The organism is Planococcus glaciei (assembly GCF_900099655.1).
GTDB lineage: Bacteria > Bacillota > Bacilli > Bacillales_A > Planococcaceae > Planococcus > Planococcus glaciei.
Genome location: NZ_FNDC01000002.1, coordinates 55,900 through 74,049, shown reverse-complemented (window position 1 = coordinate 74,049; position 18,150 = coordinate 55,900). Strand labels below are relative to the sequence as shown.

Here is an 18,150-nt window from a genome sequence, read left to right as displayed (position 1 = left end):
TATTTTATTTTACGTTGTCAGAAGTTTATAATCTAAGGTTGTGTACGAGTGTATAACTACTTTTTATCCGGAAATAGCGTTGTGGCCAACTTTGAATATAGCAGTACAGTGGTCATTCAAGATTGAAAATAGAACTGGAGGCATTTATATGGCGGAACATGAAAACGGCAAAATCAGCCAAAGAGGCTCTACGCGCCGTGTTTTTCTAAAAAATTCAGGATTGACGGTAGGCGGAGTAGTACTGGGCGGAGCTCTTGGCAGCTTGCTCGGTGGAAATTCAGAACCCGCTTCGCATACAGCCCCAGCGGCTCCCGCTTTGACCGTTAACCCTGCTGAAGCTTTGATGTTTTTCACACCTGAACAATATCAGCTGACACAGGCAGCAGCCGAACGCATTTATCCAAAAGACGATAACGGGCCTGGCGCAATGGAATTGAATGCAGCGATTTACATCGACCATCAATTGGCAAGCCCATGGGGCATCAACTCAAAAGAATATATGGCCGGTCCGTTTTACAAAGCGGAAGAAACGCAAGGAAGCCAAATCCGCATCCTTCGCAAAGATCTTTTCCTGCTCGGCTTGAAATCACTTGATGCTTATAGCTCAAAGAAATTTGAAAGCAACTTCATCGATTTGGCTCCTGAAGACCAGGATCTCGTCTTGACCGATTTTAGCGAAGGCAAAGCTCCGGATATTTCGGGTGTCAAATCCACTCTTTTCTTTAACTTACTGCGTTCAATGACAATTGAAGGCGTTTATGCCGACCCGGTTTACGGCGGAAACAAAAACATGGAGGGATGGGCCATGCGAAAATTCCCGGGCTCGCGTATGACGTATACACAGGAAATCCAAAAAGAGCAATTTGTGAAATTAGATCCTCAAGGCTTGAACAGCCATATGAGTCATTAACGAAAGGATGAACAAAGATGGCTACAAAATTACCTAAAGTACCAGTTGTTGTCGTGGGCATGGGATGGGCCGGCGGTATTGTCGCTTCCGAACTGACCAAAGCAGGCATCCAAGTGGTCGGATTGGAACGCGGGAAAGACCGTAATACCAGCGATTACGCAATGGGGCATGACGAACTTCGCTATCAGCATCGGGAAGAGTTGATGCAGGATTTGTCCAAGGAAACCATTACCCACCGCAATAACGAAAAAATGCGCGCCCTTCCGATGCGCGATTACGGAACATTTATCGTCGGAGACGGCGTCGGCGGCGCAGGAAGCCACTGGAACGGCCAGACTTACCGCTTCCTTCCTTATGATTTTGAAATCAAAACACTGACAGACAAAAAATACGGAGCCAACAAGCTTAAACCTGAATACACGATTCAGGATTGGGGCATGACGTATGACGAGATTGAACCTTATTACGATACGTTCGAGAAAATGGCGGGAATCTCCGGGGAGACAGTCGAACTTTACGGCAAGCGTTCAAACCCTTATCCTACAGGGCCGATGCTAAAAACCCCTATCATGAACATGTTCGAGAAAGCGACGAAGAACCTGGGTTACACACCATACATCATTCCTTCAGGAAACTTGTCGGAAAGCTACGAAAACCCCGATGGCATCTCACGGGCGGCTTGCCAGTACTGCGCTTATTGCGAAAACTTTGGCTGTGAATACGGAGCCAAAGCCGATCCCGCTGTGACGGTCATTCCAGTAGCCAAGAAAACCGGCAACCTGGAACTGCGTACGCATTCGAATGTTATTGAAATCTTAAATGACGGGTCAAAAGCATCCGGCGTCATTTACGTTGACACAATTACGGGGGAAGAATTTGAACAGCCGGCTGATGTCGTGGTGGTTGCAAGCTATGTTTTCAACAATGCGCGCCTGCTGCTCAACTCCGGCCTTGGAAAACCTTATAATTCAGCGGACGGCACCGGGGTCATCGGCAAAAACTATTGCTACCAGGTCAGCTCCGCTTCTTCCATGATGTTCTTCGAAGACAAGGAATTTAACCTGTACGGCGGTGCAGGGGCATTAGGAATTGAAATCCCTGAATTTGTCGGCGATAATTTCGATCATTCCGAGGTGAACTTTATCCACGGAGCCGGAATCCGGGTGACGCAATACGGCAACCGTCCGATTGCCAATAACGTGGTCCCTAAAGGCACGCCTTCTTGGGGAGCGGAATTCAAGGACCAATCGATTAAATACGCAAACAGCTTTTTCCCGGTGAAATCCCAAGGGGCCAGCATGCCTTATCGCTACAATTATTTGGACCTTGACCCTACTTACAAAGATGCATACGGCAAGCCTTTGCTTCGCATGACATTTGACTACACCGAACAAGACCGTGAACTGGTGAAGTACATGTCGAAAGTGACGCATAAAATCGCCGAAGAAATCGGCGCGGACATTATTGATACCAACGAAGAACAAGGCGATTTCAATGTCAATAAAGATACCAATACACACAATACAGGCGGTGTAATTATGGGAGCAGACCCTGAAACATCGGCACTTAACAGCTATCTTCAAATGTGGGATGCAGAAAACGTCTTTGTGGTCGGAGCGTCCGCGTTCCCCCACAATAGCTCTTTCAACCCTACCGGCACGCTTGGTGCACTTTCATACCGGGCAGCAGAAGGAATTCAGAAATATATCAAAGAAGGCGGATCCCTCGTCTAATATCACGAAAAAGGAGCTGTCCCATGTCGGGCAGCTCCTTTTTGTCCAGTTGCAGATTCCTGCTTCCATGTATTAAACTAGGTCAGATATGCAGGGCAGTGAAAAAGGAGTGTGCAGCATGGATTTATTGCAATTAAAGTATTTTCAGGAAGTCGCCAAACATCAGCACCTGACAAAAGCAGCACAAGAGTTGAATGTTTCCCAGCCCGCTTTAAGCAAAATGATCTCCAAACTGGAACAGCGGCTGGGTTATCAGTTGTTTGACAGGGCCGGCCGCCAAATCCGCTTGAATCACTTAGGCGAAGCTTATTTGAAAGTGGTCGAAAATGTCTTTCATGAACTGCAAAAAGGCGAAAAAGAATTGGCTTTCTTGACCGAAAAGCAAAACGAACTGATTACTGTCGCAGTGACCATCCCCACCATTTTGCCTGAATTGCTCGGCGGTTTTTTGCAAAAACATCCAAAAGCCCGGTTTCGCCAATATCAAGCGTTTGCTGAAAGGATGAACAGCCAACTTGAAAGCGGTGAAATCGATGTAGGCATTTCCACTTTTCCAATTGAAGGCGAAAACGTTGAATGGTATCCCATTATTGAAGAAGAGATTTTACTGGCGGTGCCCAACTCCCATCCTTTAGCGGACCGGGACGAAATCCGTTTGATTGAAGTTAAAAACGATCCTTTTATCGTCATGCCTCCCGGATACGGATTCCGGGACATGACCGAACAGTTCTGTTCACAAGCTGGCTTTTATCCCGATTTCGCTTTTGAGGGCGACGAAACAGGCGTCACTTATGAATTGGTGGAAAAAGGGCTAGGGGTGGCTTTCAGTCCTTCTTTGATCCGAAGCTCGCGTCTCTCCTCCTTGAAAGTCAAAGAATTGCGGCTTACAGAACCAAGGTGTACCCGTTCAGTCGGATTGGTTTGGCACAAAGAAAGAGCACAAACAGATACCGTTAAAGAATTTATTGCCTATACCATCGATTTTCTGGAACGAAAGAAAGAAATGACCGAACAAATACCCAGAAAACCAAATTGATCGTCCCACCAAAACAACCGCCCGTTGATTTCACGGGCGGTTGTTTTGGCTCTTTCGGCTTAGCTTACTTTTCTTTTTCCGTTTTTCCGTCTTCTTTTGCATCTTCCATAATGCCTTTCGTCGAGTTTTTAAACTCTCTCAGCGTTTCGCCGGCAGCACGTCCCAGCTGCGGCAATTTGGCCGGCCCAAAAATGATCAAAGCAATCACAAGAATAATAATCCATTCGGTTGGTCCGATATTTGCCATAGGGGCTCCTCCTTAAAATGAAATCAGTTCAATTCAGTAGGGCATTGGTGCGCTATTCCGGCTGATGGAATCATCGCTGCAAACCTGTAAAATGCGTACGGAAAAAGTACCGGCACGTAAGAACTTTTATATAATAAGTTATAACATGAATTGAAAGACTATTGAAACTATTTGTCACTTAAAAGTGGAAATCCTCTTTCGCCTTTAATTCCGGAAAGTCCCTTTCAATTACATGGTCAAGTTCAAATTCTTCAAGCTGCTCATATAACTCTTCTTCGTCTGCTAGGTGAAGGCTGAAATTTTCTGAATGGAAATTCCCGTGATATTTCAAAATGTATTTTTTGCGCCCATTTTTCCCTACGCTGTAAATATCAAACGGCTCGTACTTTTTGACGTTGCGAAGGTTTTGGTTTTCAAGGACCGAAGCAATGTCCATTTTTTCCAAGTGAGTATATAGAAAGCTTTCCGAACGTTTTCGCTCAGCGGAAATGAAACTCATTTTGGCATGATGCCGATTGATGAAGCGCTCCGATAAATTCTGATGAAAAGAAATCGTTTCCCACTCTACGCGGCTGCGGTGCTTTTCGATAAAACGCTCGGACAGCACTTGGACTCTTGTGACCGTATGCCAATCCACTTTATCCGCATGGCGGTCAATCAATGACATCGGCAAGGTTTGGCAAAGCGACAGGCAGCCCCAGGATAACTTATCATGATGCTTTTCCATAAACGCTGGCGACAAGCCCTTTGCATTCGCCAATTCCTGCTTCATTGAAACAATGGTCCAATATTCATCTATATCAAAGTCTTTTCCTGCTCTTTCCAATGTTTTCAATTGGCGTTTGCTCAGCTTTCCATGTGCTGGCTCCCATTTTTCTTCGGCTGCAAATTCCTCGATAAACTGCTCCGATACTTTTTGCTCCGCCAGAACCGGCTCCCAAAACAGGCGGCCGCTAAACTCCCGTATAAAGGCTTCTGACAGCTGTTGGTGTTCCGACAGCAATCTCCAATTGACCTGCTCTTCGTTTTCACGAATAAACTGTTCGCTCAATTTTTCCTCTTGGCAGATTTTATTCCACTGGACAGCCCGTTTATCTTTGTATCCTTTCGCTTCCATCAGTTCTGTTAACGAATTGAACATAACCCCACTCTCTTTCCGCATGCTAGATTGTGTCCATTTTATCACGTTGCTAAACCCTTTCAACCAAAAACCCTGCAGGCCGGTGAACCGGCTTGCAGGGCAGTAATCATTATTTGTTTTCCTGATCCTCATTGTCCAAGTCGTTCTGTTCCCGCCGTTCGTTAGGAAAACGTGTCTGTTCTTTCACTTCTTGTGTTTCTTCCCTAAATTCCTGTTTTCGCACCGTGTCTTTTAGTTCTTCTAAGTTTTTATCTCTAGCCATGTAATCCCTCCTCCTACTGCTTGTTATTCCCCAAAGAAATTTAATAAAACAAGCAAAATTATTTATTTTATCGTTTCGTTATCTTGCTTTTTCATCGTTAAAAGCTTAATTATTCAACTGTAGCGTATATACTATGCATAGAGGTGAAGTGCGATGGCCAAACAAAATTTTGCTATTCCTGCTGCCTATTGGAAAGCCATTTCGGAAAGTGATGCCACGTTTGATGATCAATTTTTTTACGGAGTCCGGACCACCAGGATTTTTTGCCGCCCTTCCTGCCGCTCGCGCGTCCCGAACAAAGAGAATGTACGCATCTTTAAAAATGCTTATGCCGCATTGGCTCAAGGTTTCAGGCCATGCAAACGATGCAGGCCGGATGGGCTGAATCTTCCGGCCGAAGAATGGATTGAGCAGATTGCAGACTGGATTGATGAACATTTCACCGAACCTATAAATTTGGAACGCCTTGCCGACATTTCACATGGCAGCCCGTACCATTTGCAGCGCCTGTTCAAACGCTTGAAAGGCTGCAGCCCTTTGGAATATATCCAGCAATTGCGTCTTGAAAAAGCAGACCGCCTTTTGGCCGAAACGGATGATCCGGTTGCAAAAATCGGCCGGCTCTGCGGATTTCCGAATGCGCCGTATTTTATCACACTGTATAAAAAGAAAAATGGGCAGACGCCTGCCAATTATCGAAAATCCTTGAGAGGAGCAACTGAATATGACAAGCCAAATTGAATGGGCGGTCCTGGAACATAGCCGCTGGACTTTATATGTCGCCAAAACTTCTAACGGCCTTTGCTACGTCGGCTCTCCCGGCCAAAGTTTTGAAGAGTTCCAAGCCTATATCAACAAACGGTTTCCCGGAGCGGTACTGCAGGAAAATCCAGATTCGCTCACGCCTTATCTGCAAGAACTGCATGATTATTTCCTCGGTCGCCGAACGTTTTTTTCTTTGCCGATCGATGTGAAAGGGACACCTTTCCAAGAAGAAATTTGGCAGGCGCTGCAAGAGATTCCTTATGGCCAAACGGTCTCCTACTCCGACATTGCAACGCGCATCCAGCGTCCCGCAGCGGTCCGGGCAGTCGGGGCCGCAATTGGCGCAAACCCCGTGATGATCAGCGTGCCTTGCCACCGGGTGGTCGGCAAAAATGGCGCCATGACCGGCTACCGCGGCGGTTTGGAATTGAAAACCTTCCTATTGGAACTTGAGAAAGCGCACAAAGAAAATGTGCATGCTCCGGGCTCTCCTTCTGTGGAGCGGAATTGATTTCAATCTCTATCAAAAAACCTCCAAACGGCCAGTGAAAGCCGTTTGGAGGTTTTTTCGGATAACGTATGTATCCATAATTCAGGATTCTTTTGATTGGATGCCGTGCAAGATGAAGTCTGTATACATATCAGCCAATTCCCTTACGGACAAATCACCGTTCGGGTTAAACCATTGATAGCTCCAGTTGGTAATGCCCAGAATGGCAAAAGTAATCATTTTGGCTTCCAAATTTTTGCGGAACTCACCATTTTCGATGCCTTCTGTAATGATGCTTTCAATACGGTCTCTGAACTCGGCGCGTTTTTCACGGATAGTCGTTGCATTTTCCGGAGTCAAATGGCGTATTTCTCGGTAATACACCCGGCCAAGGGCTCCCTGCTTTTCAATATCATGGATCAGCAGTTCGACCACTTTCACTAATTTTCCGCGCGCCTCTTTTTCTGTCTCCAAAATCGTTTTCTGCCTTTTCAGCAAATCATCAATATAAGACAGATGAATATGCATAAGAAGCGCCTCTTTGCTCTTGAAATGATAATAGAAGGAACCTTTTGTCACGCCCAGCTTATCCACGATGTCCTGGATTGAAGTGGCACTAAACCCCTTCTCTACAAAGAGATTGATGCTTTCCTTGATTAATTCTGCTTTCATCGCATTCCACTGCCTTTCGCTATAACCAGATGTTTTAAGTATTATACCATTTCCCATACAGCCTTCACTTATCCAGAAAGTAAAAGAGAGTACAAATTGTACTCTCTTCCCTAAGCTGCATGATTATTTCTCCATGACCTGGATTTCTCCATTTTCTACATAAGCAATGCGCAGCATGGAGCCGAATCCGCCGTCTTCCCCGACTTCAGGAATCATATAGACTTGCTTGTCTTCCGGCAAGTTTTTGGCGCCCTCGTCAAACGCAGCCATAATGGCTTTTGTATCGTCCACTGAACCTGCCGCTTTCATCGCTTCCGTTAAAACATAGAGAGACACATAATGGAATGCAGATTCAGCACTCGGGTCGCGGTCGTTATTCTCTTTGTATTTCTTGATGTATGCTTCTGTACCCGGGAATTCTGTATGAATTAACGGCGTCGTAGAAATGGCGCCTTCAAGCATATCGTAGTTGCCGCCGAGAACTGCCGCCATTTCGTCAAGCTTTGCCTGGTCCATGATCAGGAATCCGCCTTCAAAGCCCAGGTCGCGCGCCTGTTTCGCCACTAAAGCTGTCGGTTCAGAAGGTCCGCCGATAAACAGCACATCCGGTTTTTCTTCCAGCGCATTCGCTACAATCGTCTGGAAATCCGTGTCTTTGCTAAAATCGATCGATTCATTGAAGACCACTTCGCCGCCTTTTTCTTCCCAAACCGGCTTAAGCATTTCCGCCCAGTCTTTTCCGTACTGGCTGGCTGTTGGCAAAAAGGCGATTTTCTTGCCGAATTTCTCCATTTCATACTCCGTAAACGGCTCTAAATATTGGTCATAGCGCGGCGGAATCCGGACGTTCAATTTATTGCCTTGATCCGTCACTCCCGGTTCGCTTGTATAACCCATGATGATGAAATCTTCCATTTCATTAAACACTTGCATTGCGTAAATACCGCCGCTGTGCGGGGAATAGATGAATTTTGCTTTTTCTTCCTGGACCAAGCGCTTGGCATTGGCCGCTGTTTCGTTCGGCAGGTATTTGTCGTCGATTGTCTCCAGTTTATACGTATAGGTTTTGCCGTCCACTTCAAAACCGCCTGCTTCATTAATATCTTCTACTGCTATTTTTAGACCTTTTAAGGTTTCTTCCCCGTAAGACGCTGCAGGGCCGCTAAGCGGGCCGCTGTATCCGATGGTCACTTCTCCTCCAGAACCGCCTGAGCCGCCGCTTTTCGCATCTGCGTCATTTGCCTCTTCTCCGCTGCCGCACGCCCCTAATATCAGAAGCATCAGGAGCAAAAAACTGCCGAATAAGCTTTTCTTCAATGAGTGCATTCAAATCTCCCCTTTTTCATATAAGATTATGGTGCTTAAGCTGATTCCAAAGGCAGCTTCCACCCCCTTTAAAGCCTTTGGATCAAGGCTTGTCTCATGCTCCGATATAGGCTTGGCGGATGGCATCGTTATGGAACAGCTCTTTGCTGCTTCCCTGCAGGACAACCGATCCGTTTTCAATCACGTAGCCGCGGTCTGCGATTTTCAAGGCGGCGTTGGCATTTTGTTCCGCCAGCAAAACCGTCGTCCCGCTTTCGTTGATCTTCCGGATGATTGAAAACATTTGCTCCACGATGAGAGGCGCCAGGCCGATGGACGGTTCATCCATCATAATCAGCTTTGGACGGGCCATCAATGCCCGGCCGATTGCGACCATCTGCTGCTGCCCGCCGCTCAATGACCCAGCAGCATGCTCTTTTTTCTCCCTTAAAATCGGAAACAACTCATACACTTCTTCCAGTGAAGTTTTCAACTGGTCTTTATGGCGCCGATGGACAAAGCCGCCCATCATCAGATTTTGCTGGACCGTCATATCCGGAAACAGCTTTTTCCCTTCCGGACACTGGGACGTCCCTTCCTTTACCATTCGGTCCGGCGAATAGCCGTTGACTCTTTTTCCGATAAATTCGATTTCTCCTGCTGCTGGCTTATACAATCCACTGATTGCATTGAAAATGGTGCTTTTGCCGGCGCCGTTTGCACCGAGCAGCACAACCAGTTCGCCTTCTTTCACTTCGATATTGACTTTCGTCAGCGCTTCAAACGCCCCGAACCTTACTGTAACGTCAGTTAGCTTCAGCAATGGGTTCACCCCCTAAATAGGCTTCGATGACCACCGGATTGTTCTTGATTTCGTTCGGTGTGCCTTCCGCAATTTTTGCCCCTTGGTTCAGCACCATGATTTTGTCCGCCATGCCCATGATCATCTGCATTTTGTGCTCAATTGTGCAAATCGTAATTCCACTGGCTGCCAGTTTTTTCATCAATTGGGCAAGCCCTTCTGTTTCGTCCGGGTTGATGCCCGCTGCAGGTTCATCAAGGAACATGACTTTCGGGTCGGTGGCTAGTGCCAGCGCAATGGCCAACCGCTTTTTTTCTTCCTGGGTGATGGTCGAAACCGGAACTTGCGCTATTTTTTCCATGCCGACAAATTCCAGCGACTCCATTGCTTTTTGGTACGCGTTATGCTCTTCCTGCTTTTCGCGCTTTGTCCGGAAAACAGCGTCAAATAGCTTTGATTTGGTCCGCAGCCGATGCCCGACGATGACGTTATCAATTACTGTTGACTGCTCAAACAAATGAGTCGTTTGGAACGTCCGTGCAATCCCGAGCCGCGCTCCCAGGTGGACCGGCAGCTTGGTGATGTCCCGGCCTTCGAAAAAAACACGGCCGGATGTCGGCTTATGAAAGCCGTTGATCAGATTGAAAAAAGTGGATTTGCCGGCACCGTTCGGTCCGATGATCGCCGTAATTTTGCCTTGTTCAATTTCAAAATCCACATTGTCCACTGCCGTCAATCCACCGAACTTTTTGGTGATTCCTTTCACTTCAATAAATGCCACCTGAAATTCCCCCTCTTATTTTTCAGTGGATTTCTCTGGAACCGGATTAAAATATTTGCTTTCTTTCGGCAATTTCTTATGCTGCAGCTTGGCTTTGATCTTGTAAAAACCGCCAACAATTCCGGTTGGGAAGAAAATAACCATCAGCACCAGGATCGGCCCGAAAATCAGCAAGTGGTATTCCTGGTAGCTCCGGAGAAACTGCTCAAGCCAGATAAACAGCATCGTTCCTACGAGCGGACCGGACAGCGTACCGATTCCCCCAACTATCAAGTACATCAAAAAGTTGAAAACCATATTGGTGCTGGCCACATCGGGACCGATAAAACGGGTCAACGAAGCATAAAGCGCCCCAGCCAGGCCGGCATAAGCAACCGAAATGACGAACGATACCAGCTTGTTGATGCGGGTATTGATGCCGAGCGTCTGGGCCAGTTCCTCACTGTTGCGGATGGCAATATATGTCCGGCCGGTAAGTGAGCGGACGATCCGCACCGAAATGAAAATCGACAGCAGCAAAAATGCCAACACGAGGTAATACATCGAAGTCGCCGATTCAAATGTCAACGGGCCGATCGGGTCAGGAATCGGGATGCCGATCAATCCCCTGACGCCGCCAGTCAGGCCATCCCATTTATCAATCAGCAAATAAATCAAATAGCCGACAATCAAGGTGTAGATAGCGAAGAAATGCTCTTTAGTCCGCAAGGCAATAAGCCCGAGCACCAATCCGGCCGCACTGGTCAGCAGCACCGCAAGCAACAATGCGAGCCAGAAATTCATTTCGTTGCGGGTGGTCAGGATGCCGAGCGTATACGCGCCGATGGCAAAAAAACCGGCATGCGCAAGCGACAATTGGCCTGTAAATCCGGCAATCAGGTTCATGCCGTATACGCTGATTGCAAAAATGAATCCGATGGTCATGACGTGCAGAACGTAACGGTTATCGGCGTAGATCAATGGGAAGACTAAAGCAAAAATCACCAGGACGGCAATAACAGTTCGCTGATTTAAAATCTTTCCCATTTAATACACCCCTTTCGCAAACAGCCCTTTTGGCCGGACCGTCATGATGACAATCAGCAGCAGAAAAGCGATCATGTCTTTGTAATCGTTGGAAATGTAGGTAGCTCCCATGCTTTCGGTCATGCCGAGGAGAAGCCCCGCCACAATGGCGCCGGGTATGCTGCCCATGCCGCCGATAATCACGACCACGAAAGCTTTCAGAATGACGAGATGGCCCATCGCCGGGAATACCAGGTTGATCGGAGAAGCCAGAGAAGCTGCAAGTGCTGCAAGTGCACCGGATATAGCAAACGTCATCATGGCCACCGCATTGGCATTGATGCCGACAAGGAATGCACCTTCCCGGTTTTGCGCCATCGCCATAATGGAGGCGCCGATCATCGTTTTCTTCAGAAACAGCGTCAGCAAAAATACGGTGACTACGGCAACCACAATAACCAGAATGCGCTGGCTGGTCATCGAAACGCCGGCTATGGAAATATTATTGTCAAAAGGCGTGATCATCCGTTGGTATTCGGTGCCCCAAATGAGCTGGACCAGCGCTTCAAAAAACAGCACCAATCCGATTGCCGCTATTTTGTCATGGATAGGCGGCGAATTGCGGAGCGGATTGAACACCAGGCGCTCCATTAAAACGCCGAGGGCAGCCACTACCAGAATGGATGCCAGTATGGCAATAAAATAATGGACACCGGTGCTTTGCATGACAACGAGCGTGACATAGCCCCCGATCAAATACAGGGCGCCGTGTGCGAAGTTTGGGATGTGCAGGATTCCAAAAACCAAGGTCAGGCCTATCGCTACCAGCGTGTAAACGCTTCCAAGAGTCAATCCGTTGAACACCTGCTGCAAAAACAACTCCATAAGATCCCTCCTTTTCCTAAGCTTTTATTCCATTAAACCTTCATGCAGGGACCAGGAATTCTTCCAATGCCTCCCGCAACTCAGCAGGTATGCGCTCCGTCTGCTGCTGTGCATAATCGAAGCAGACAATAACCGCCCTTCCGGATGCGATGCGCGCCCCGGTTTCCGATTCCGTCAATTCATGCACCAGCTTGAAGCTTTTCGAGCCGATCTGCTCCACTGTCGTTTTAACAAGAAGCGTTTGGCCGGCATAAGCCTGGGCCAAAAAATCACAGGCCGTCGAAGCGATGATAAAATCGATATTTCCCCGCTTTTGGGTGCCGGTATAGCCGATTTCCCGGAAAAATTTTGACCGCGCTTCTTCCATATAGAAAAAATAACTGGTATTGCTGACATGCCCTCCGGCATCGGTTTCGCAAAATCTGACGTAAACGTTGATCTCGGGTTTTTCCTTCATCTGGCTCATCCTTCCCGTTCGATGATTGTTGCAATTCCCTGTCCTCCGCCGATACAGGCAGTGATCAGTGCGTATTTGCCTTCTGAACGTTCCAATTCGTAGACCGCTTTTGTCAGCAGAATTGCTCCTGTCGCTCCGAGCGGATGCCCCAACGCAATGGCCCCGCCGTTGACATTGACTTTTTCGAGGTCCATTTTCAATTCTTTGTCGCAAGCCAGAACTTGTGCGGCAAAGGCTTCGTTGATTTCGATAATGTCCATGTCCTCTAAAGAAAGTCCTGCTTTTTCGAGAACTTTTCTTGTTGCCGGCACCGGGCCGATGCCCATGATATTCGGGTCCACTCCGGCCACAGCATGGGCGCGGATAACAGCCAAAGGAGCAAGCCCCAATTCTTCTGCCTTTTCCCTCGACATCAGCACCGTTGCGGATGCCGCATCGTTCAATCCGGAGCTGCTGCCTGCTGTCACCGTGCCGCCTTCCAGAAATGCCGGCGGCAGTTTTGCCAGTGCTTCTTTCGTTGTCTGCGGACGCGGATGTTCGTCTTTATCAAAAACCACCGGTTCCCCTTTGCGCACCGGAATGGTGATCGGCACAATCTGTTCGTCAAAACGTCCTTCTTCCATAGCGCGCGCTGTCCGCAGCTGGCTTTGAAGTGCAAAGTCATCCTGTTCCTCGCGGCTGATGCCGTATTTTTCCACCAGATTTTCTGCTGTAATGCCCATAGGCGGGTCGCCGATTTCTTTTGGCGACAATTGGGATTTCCGGAATTTCGGCGGAGCCGGGCTGAACGGTTTTTCTGGACGCGCCATCAAATAAGGCGCTTGGCTCATGCTTTCCACTCCGCCAGCTATGTACACATCGCCGTCCCCGGACCAAATGGCTTGTGCCGCCAGATTTACCGCATTGATGCCCGAGCCGCATTGGCGGTCAACCGTCAGACCGGCTAAATGGTCGCCCATCCCTGTCTGAAGCGCCGTGAGCCGCGCAATATTTCCGCCGCCGCTCAAAACATTGCCCATAATGACGTCATCCACTTCTTCCGAACTGATGCCAGCGCGCTTCAAAGCCTCTTTGACCGCTTCTGCACCAAAGACATGCGCAGGAACCGAAGCAAGCGCCCCTCCTTGCCTGCCAATCGCCGTACGAACTGCTGATACAATAACTGCGTCCCGATTATTCGCCAATCCATTCTCCTCCTCTTTTTCACTCTTTCTCATTCAAAACGAAAAAACGACATCGCCTTTTAGTACATCCTTGCCTTGCTGATTGACGGCTTGTACTGTGAACTTCGTGTATTCCTGCTGCTTTTCCGAAACGGCCGCTTTTAATGTAATGACGTCGCCAATAAATACCATGCCTCTAAAGCGGATCGAATAGTCCTGGATAAATCCTTCACTTAAGTAAGGCGTAAACAGCTTGGCCAGATTGCCCATCGTCCACATGCCGTGGGCGATGATTCCTGGAAGCCCTGCTTTTTCAGCTTCCGCATCAATCGTATGAATCGGATTAAAATCGCCGGAAGCACCTGCATATTTGATCAAATCCAGGCGCTCAACCGGCGCCAGTTCCATCTCTGAGAGGGATTCTCCCAATTGAAGATCTTTCAGCTGCTTCATACCGGCATCCCCTTTCTCGCCGCTTCGTTGATGATGACGATGCGTTCTTCTGTAAACAGCAAAGCACCTTCTGCATCTTCTCCGTATTTTGTGATGACCAAAAAGCCCATATCGCCGAAATTGCCGCTTTTCTCGTAATAGTCTTTGACTTCCATCCAGCAATAAATATCTTCGCCTACAAATAGCGGCCGGTTGTAATGGTAAATTTGCTCGCCGTGGATCAATCCTTGCGAAGGCAGTTTCAAATCGGGGATGCTGCCGGCATCGAATGTCACCGGAAATGTCGCCGGTGCAATATTTCTGCCGTATTTCGACTCTTTTCCGGCCTGTTCATCCAGAAACAGCGGCGACGGATCGCCGATTGCTTCTGCAAATTTCCGGACTGCGCCTCGTTCAATCGTATTTTTCACTTTCTCTGAACGCTTGCCAATGCTTTCTTTCAACATGGTTTCTGCCCCTTTCATCAGTTTTTCGGACCGCCTGCCACATACAGCACTTGCCCGCTGACAAACGATGAGCGTTCATCAGCGAAAAATGCCACTGCATTGGCAATGTCTTCCGGCTTTCCGCTCCGATTGACCGGAATGTTCGAGACGCTTGCCTGGATCAAATCATTAAACGGAATGCCAATCCGTTCAGCTGTCGCTTTCGTCATATCCGTTTCAATAAACCCTGGCGCCACGGAGTTTGCAGTAATGCCAAACTTGCCCAGCTCAATCGCCAATGTCTTCGTAAACCCTTGGAGGCCGGACTTGGCAGTGGCGTAATTCGCCTGGCCCCGGTTCCCCAGCGCAGAGGTGGACGAAATGTTGATGATGCGGCCATATTTGTTTTGGGTCATATACGCCTGAGCGGCGCGTGTGGCATAAAATGCCCCTTTTAAATGGACATCCATCACCGTCAGCCAATCTTCATCGGTCATTTTAAACAGCATATTGTCCCGGATCACGCCGGCGTTATTGACCAGGATGTCCACCGAACCGAATTGCTCAACAACCTCTTTCATCGCTTCTTCGATTTGTTCTTTATCGGTCACACTGGCATTTTTCGTATAGACGGAATAGCCTTTCCCGGAAAATTCCGCGGCCGTTTCATTCAGCGCTTCTTCATTGACGTCAATGATGGCGACGTTTGCACCTTCACTTGCGAAGCGCTCCGCAATCTCTTTGCCGATTCCCCGGCTGCCTCCGGTTACAAATGCCGTTCTTCCTTCAAATGTGTTTTTCATCTCCATAACTTCCTTTCAGTCCGTGGTTTTAAATGAATTGGCCTACCTTCACATGCCCTTTTAACAAGTTGCGTGAAATGATCATGCGCTGAATTTCATCCGTGCCGTCGTAAATTCTCCAAAGACGGGCTTCACGGTACCAGCGTTCGATCGGCAATTCCCTTGTGTAGCCCATGCCGCCGTGGATCTGTAAGACACGGTCAACAACGCGGTTGCCCATATTGGCGCCGTACAATTTTGCCATCGATGCCAAATGGCGGTTGTCTTCTCCTTGGTCGAGTGTAAATGCCGCATTCAGCACCAGCCATTTCGCTGCTTCGATTTCCACCGCGGAATCGGCAATCGGCCATTGGATGGCTTGGCGCTCAGCAATCGGTTTGCCGAAGGTCTTGCGTTCTTTCGAGTAGTCAATCGCCATTTGCAGGAGCCGTTCACTCATGCCGACAGCGCGCGCTCCTACCACCCATCGAGCAAAGCCGATCCACTCAAGCCCCAGGTTATAGCCGCCGTTGACTTCGCCGAGAATGTTCTCTTCCGGAACACGAACATTATCAAACACCAGCCCGGCTGGCCCCCATTCACCCATCGTATCGATGTATTCGGATTTCCAGCCCATGTCGCGGTCGACGATAAAGCACGTCACGCCTTCGCGGCCGGTTTTTGAATGCAGTTCTTTGTCTGTAATCGCAATGACCATTACAAAATCCGCTTCGTTCCCGCCGGTAATAAAGGTTTTCTCGCCGTTCAGCACCCATTCATTGCCTTCCTTGACGGCCGTCATTTTCAGGTTCTGCGTATCCGATCCCGCATCCGGCTCCGTCATCGCAAAACACGATTTCTTATCTCCGTTAATGGTCGGAATCAAGTATTTCTGCTTTTGTTCTTCGTTGCCATAGTAGAGAATATTGTCAGCTGAACCGCCGAACGTGAACGGCACGAAGGTTTTCGATACTTCCATCAGGACCAGCGCCATCATCATCTGTCCCATATCCGCTCCGCCGTATTCTTCCGGTGTATTGATGCCCCAAAAACCGAATTCTTTCGCTTTTCGCTGCAATTCCTTCAGTTTTTCTTTTGAAATGCCAGGCTTACCTTCCCGCTCATTTTTCAGCACATCGTTTTCCAATGGAATCAATTCTTTCTCGACAAATCTCCGGATTGTTTTTCGGACCATTTCCTGTTCTTCCGTTAAACGTAAATGCATTGTCATCTCTCCATTCGTTTTTATTAGGCTTTATTGTTGATGAATTGCTCTCGCAACGTACGTTTCAGTATTTTGCCCACCGCTGTTTTTGGCAGTTGTTGAACAAACTGGACATGTGCAGGGACCTTATAAGCCGCCAATTCCGTTCGGCAAAAATCAATCAATTGCTGTTCGGTCAGTTCCCCTCCTTCTTTCAGCACCACCATGGCCTGTACGGTTTCTCCCCTGTATTCGTCCGGAATCCCGAACACTGCAGCTTCCAGCACAGCGGGGTGGCGATAAATCACATTTTCCACTTCAATCGGGTACACATTAAAGCCGCTTGCAAGAATCATTTCTTTCTTGCGGCCCACAATATAAAAGAAGCCATCTTCGTCCATTGTTGCCAGGTCTCCCGTGAACAGCCAGCCTTCCCGTATTGTGAGATTGGTCTCTTCCGGCCTGTTCCAATAGCCTTTCATGACTTGCGGGCCTTTGATCACCAATTCCCCGACTTCGCCGGCTTCAAGTGTTTGCTCACCCGTTGCAATATCAACGATGCGGGCATCCGTATTCGGCAAGGGAATGCCGATGCTGCCATTTTTCTGAAGCCCTGAAATCGGGTTGCGGTGCGTGACTGGAGATGCTTCCGACAACCCATACCCTTCTGCCACTTTGGTGCCGCTGACTTTATTGAACTGTTCAAGCACTTCGAGCGGCAGCGGAGCCGAGCCGCTTGAACAAGTGGTTAGGCAGCCCAGATCGAACTGCCGGGTTTTATAGTAGTCCAGCAAAGCGATGTACATCGTCGGCACGCCTGGAAAAGCTGTTGGTTTTGTTTGTTCGATCAAAGCCACCACTTGTTCGACATCGAATTTCGGCACCAGGATCAGATTGCCGCCATTATGGAAAGTCACGCACATGCCGCTCGTCATGCCGTAGACATGGAACAGCGGAGCAATCGTCAGTACCCGTTCTTCGCCTTTTCTCGTTTTCACCAATCCGGTAGCCGCACTTTGCAGCGTATTTGCTGCGATGTTGTAGTGCGTCAGCATGGCACCTTTGGGAAGGCCCGTCGTTCCTCCTGTATATTGGAGAACCGCTACATCATCTATAGGGTCAATTTTCACCTGCGGCATTTCTTTCGCTGATTCTCCATCCGTAAAATCAGGTTCCACGCCAACCGCTATCACTTCTTTTACGGGTGTTTCTCCCGCGATGCTTTGAAAGAGCGGCAACAAGCGGTCCAGGATGATCAAGGCTTTTGTTTCTGAGTCCTTCAAGATATGAAGCAGTTCAGCCGGCTGAAACATCGGATTCAATTGGACGACTGTCGCTCCGCATGAAAGTGCCCCGTAGAAACTGACCGGATACTGTGGGCAGTTCGGCAGCATAATGGCTACCCGGTCGCCTTTTCGGATTCCTTTATCCCACAGCATGCCGGCCGCTTTTTGGATGTGGCTCTCAAGCTCTTTGTATGTATAAGTCTGGTTGAAAAAAGTGATTGCTGTATGGTGCGGATACGCTTGGAGCGATTCGCCAAGCAGCTCCACTAATGAAATCTCCGGAATTTCTATTTCTTTTGGATTGCCTTCTACTACGTATTGCAGCCAAGGTCTTTCCATCGCCTTC

Annotated in this window: 21 protein-coding genes; 5 read left to right on the top strand and 16 right to left on the bottom strand. The window is 48.4% G+C overall.

All coding sequences use genetic code 11. From position 1 onward, the window contains the following. Nucleotides 1-148 precede the first annotated feature (148 nt). The 3 genes from BLQ32_RS03705 (at nucleotide 149) to BLQ32_RS03695 (ending at nucleotide 3,679) form a co-directional block, all read left to right on the top strand. Nucleotides 149-910 (top strand): gluconate 2-dehydrogenase subunit 3 family protein, encoded by a 762-nt coding sequence (locus tag BLQ32_RS03705; RefSeq protein ID WP_074509171.1) that lies wholly within the window; start codon nucleotides 149-151, stop codon nucleotides 908-910. Between the two features lie 17 nt (nucleotides 911-927). Further along, nucleotides 928-2,643, top strand: a complete 1,716-nt coding sequence (locus BLQ32_RS03700) for a GMC family oxidoreductase (protein WP_036802875.1) — start codon at nucleotides 928-930, stop codon at nucleotides 2,641-2,643. Nucleotides 2,644-2,761: 118 nt separating this feature from the next. Next, the gene (locus BLQ32_RS03695; protein ID WP_074509170.1) at nucleotides 2,762-3,679 is read left to right on the top strand and encodes a LysR family transcriptional regulator; all 918 of its coding nucleotides are present in this window, start codon (nucleotides 2,762-2,764) and stop codon (nucleotides 3,677-3,679) included. A 64-nt stretch (nucleotides 3,680-3,743) separates the two neighbouring features. Here BLQ32_RS03695 and tatA read toward each other — a convergent pair whose 3' ends face one another. From tatA to BLQ32_RS19795, 3 genes are all read right to left on the bottom strand, one after another. Beyond that, nucleotides 3,744-3,926 (bottom strand): twin-arginine translocase TatA/TatE family subunit, encoded by a 183-nt coding sequence (tatA, locus tag BLQ32_RS03690; protein WP_036802873.1) that lies wholly within the window; start codon nucleotides 3,924-3,926, stop codon nucleotides 3,744-3,746. 178 nt (nucleotides 3,927-4,104) lie between these two features. Next, complete coding sequence (locus BLQ32_RS03685; RefSeq protein WP_074509169.1) at nucleotides 4,105-5,067, bottom strand: hypothetical protein; 963 nt, start codon at nucleotides 5,065-5,067, stop codon at nucleotides 4,105-4,107. Between the two features lie 109 nt (nucleotides 5,068-5,176). Then, nucleotides 5,177-5,329, bottom strand: coding sequence for a hypothetical protein (locus BLQ32_RS19795; protein WP_157833097.1), 153 nt, complete (start codon nucleotides 5,327-5,329; stop codon nucleotides 5,177-5,179). 153 nt (nucleotides 5,330-5,482) lie between these two features. Between BLQ32_RS19795 and BLQ32_RS03680 the strand changes: the two genes are divergently transcribed. Together BLQ32_RS03680 and BLQ32_RS03675 are read left to right on the top strand one after the other, a co-directional pair. After that, nucleotides 5,483-6,070: a bifunctional transcriptional activator/DNA repair enzyme AdaA gene (locus BLQ32_RS03680; protein ID WP_074509168.1), complete on the top strand. Its 588-nt coding sequence runs from the start codon at nucleotides 5,483-5,485 to the stop codon at nucleotides 6,068-6,070. Then, nucleotides 6,054-6,605 (top strand): methylated-DNA--[protein]-cysteine S-methyltransferase, encoded by a 552-nt coding sequence (locus BLQ32_RS03675; RefSeq protein ID WP_074509167.1) that lies wholly within the window; start codon nucleotides 6,054-6,056, stop codon nucleotides 6,603-6,605. Before BLQ32_RS03680 ends, BLQ32_RS03675 begins: the two co-directional genes overlap by 17 nt. Before the next feature lie 81 nt (nucleotides 6,606-6,686). Here BLQ32_RS03675 and BLQ32_RS03670 read toward each other — a convergent pair whose 3' ends face one another. The 13 genes from BLQ32_RS03670 to BLQ32_RS03610 all read right to left on the bottom strand — a co-directional run bounded on the left by BLQ32_RS03670 (nucleotide 6,687) and on the right by BLQ32_RS03610 (nucleotide 18,143). Further along, nucleotides 6,687-7,256, bottom strand: a complete 570-nt coding sequence (locus BLQ32_RS03670) for a TetR/AcrR family transcriptional regulator (RefSeq protein WP_036802866.1) — start codon at nucleotides 7,254-7,256, stop codon at nucleotides 6,687-6,689. Nucleotides 7,257-7,379: 123 nt separating this feature from the next. Next, complete coding sequence (locus tag BLQ32_RS03665) at nucleotides 7,380-8,582, bottom strand: ABC transporter substrate-binding protein (protein ID WP_051413676.1); 1,203 nt, start codon at nucleotides 8,580-8,582, stop codon at nucleotides 7,380-7,382. Nucleotides 8,583-8,676: 94 nt separating this feature from the next. Continuing rightward, nucleotides 8,677-9,384, bottom strand: coding sequence for an ABC transporter ATP-binding protein (locus tag BLQ32_RS03660; RefSeq protein ID WP_053165929.1), 708 nt, complete (start codon nucleotides 9,382-9,384; stop codon nucleotides 8,677-8,679). Beyond that, nucleotides 9,368-10,144: an ABC transporter ATP-binding protein gene (locus BLQ32_RS03655; protein WP_074509166.1), complete on the bottom strand. Its 777-nt coding sequence runs from the start codon at nucleotides 10,142-10,144 to the stop codon at nucleotides 9,368-9,370. Before BLQ32_RS03655 ends, BLQ32_RS03660 begins: the two co-directional genes overlap by 17 nt. A gap of 15 nt (nucleotides 10,145-10,159) precedes the next feature. Continuing rightward, complete coding sequence (locus tag BLQ32_RS03650; protein WP_074509165.1) at nucleotides 10,160-11,170, bottom strand: branched-chain amino acid ABC transporter permease; 1,011 nt, start codon at nucleotides 11,168-11,170, stop codon at nucleotides 10,160-10,162. Continuing rightward, nucleotides 11,171-12,034, bottom strand: coding sequence for a branched-chain amino acid ABC transporter permease (locus BLQ32_RS03645; protein WP_053165928.1), 864 nt, complete (start codon nucleotides 12,032-12,034; stop codon nucleotides 11,171-11,173). 40 nt (nucleotides 12,035-12,074) lie between these two features. Further along, entirely contained in the window at nucleotides 12,075-12,491 is a 417-nt protein-coding gene (locus BLQ32_RS03640) for an acyl-CoA thioesterase (RefSeq protein ID WP_074509349.1), read from the bottom strand. A gap of 5 nt (nucleotides 12,492-12,496) precedes the next feature. Further along, nucleotides 12,497-13,675, bottom strand: a complete 1,179-nt coding sequence (locus tag BLQ32_RS03635; RefSeq protein ID WP_244890311.1) for a thiolase family protein — start codon at nucleotides 13,673-13,675, stop codon at nucleotides 12,497-12,499. 33 nt (nucleotides 13,676-13,708) lie between these two features. Next, nucleotides 13,709-14,107, bottom strand: a complete 399-nt coding sequence (locus BLQ32_RS03630; RefSeq protein ID WP_074509163.1) for a MaoC/PaaZ C-terminal domain-containing protein — start codon at nucleotides 14,105-14,107, stop codon at nucleotides 13,709-13,711. Then, nucleotides 14,104-14,553, bottom strand: coding sequence for a MaoC family dehydratase N-terminal domain-containing protein (locus tag BLQ32_RS03625; protein WP_053165988.1), 450 nt, complete (start codon nucleotides 14,551-14,553; stop codon nucleotides 14,104-14,106). Before BLQ32_RS03625 ends, BLQ32_RS03630 begins: the two co-directional genes overlap by 4 nt. A gap of 17 nt (nucleotides 14,554-14,570) precedes the next feature. Next, the gene (locus BLQ32_RS03620) at nucleotides 14,571-15,335 is read right to left on the bottom strand and encodes an SDR family NAD(P)-dependent oxidoreductase (RefSeq protein WP_074509162.1); all 765 of its coding nucleotides are present in this window, start codon (nucleotides 15,333-15,335) and stop codon (nucleotides 14,571-14,573) included. A gap of 28 nt (nucleotides 15,336-15,363) precedes the next feature. Beyond that, nucleotides 15,364-16,539, bottom strand: coding sequence for an acyl-CoA dehydrogenase family protein (locus tag BLQ32_RS03615; protein ID WP_074509161.1), 1,176 nt, complete (start codon nucleotides 16,537-16,539; stop codon nucleotides 15,364-15,366). Nucleotides 16,540-16,562: 23 nt separating this feature from the next. Further along, complete coding sequence (locus BLQ32_RS03610) at nucleotides 16,563-18,143, bottom strand: long-chain-fatty-acid--CoA ligase (protein ID WP_074509160.1); 1,581 nt, start codon at nucleotides 18,141-18,143, stop codon at nucleotides 16,563-16,565. Between the last annotated feature and the right edge of the window lie 7 nt (nucleotides 18,144-18,150).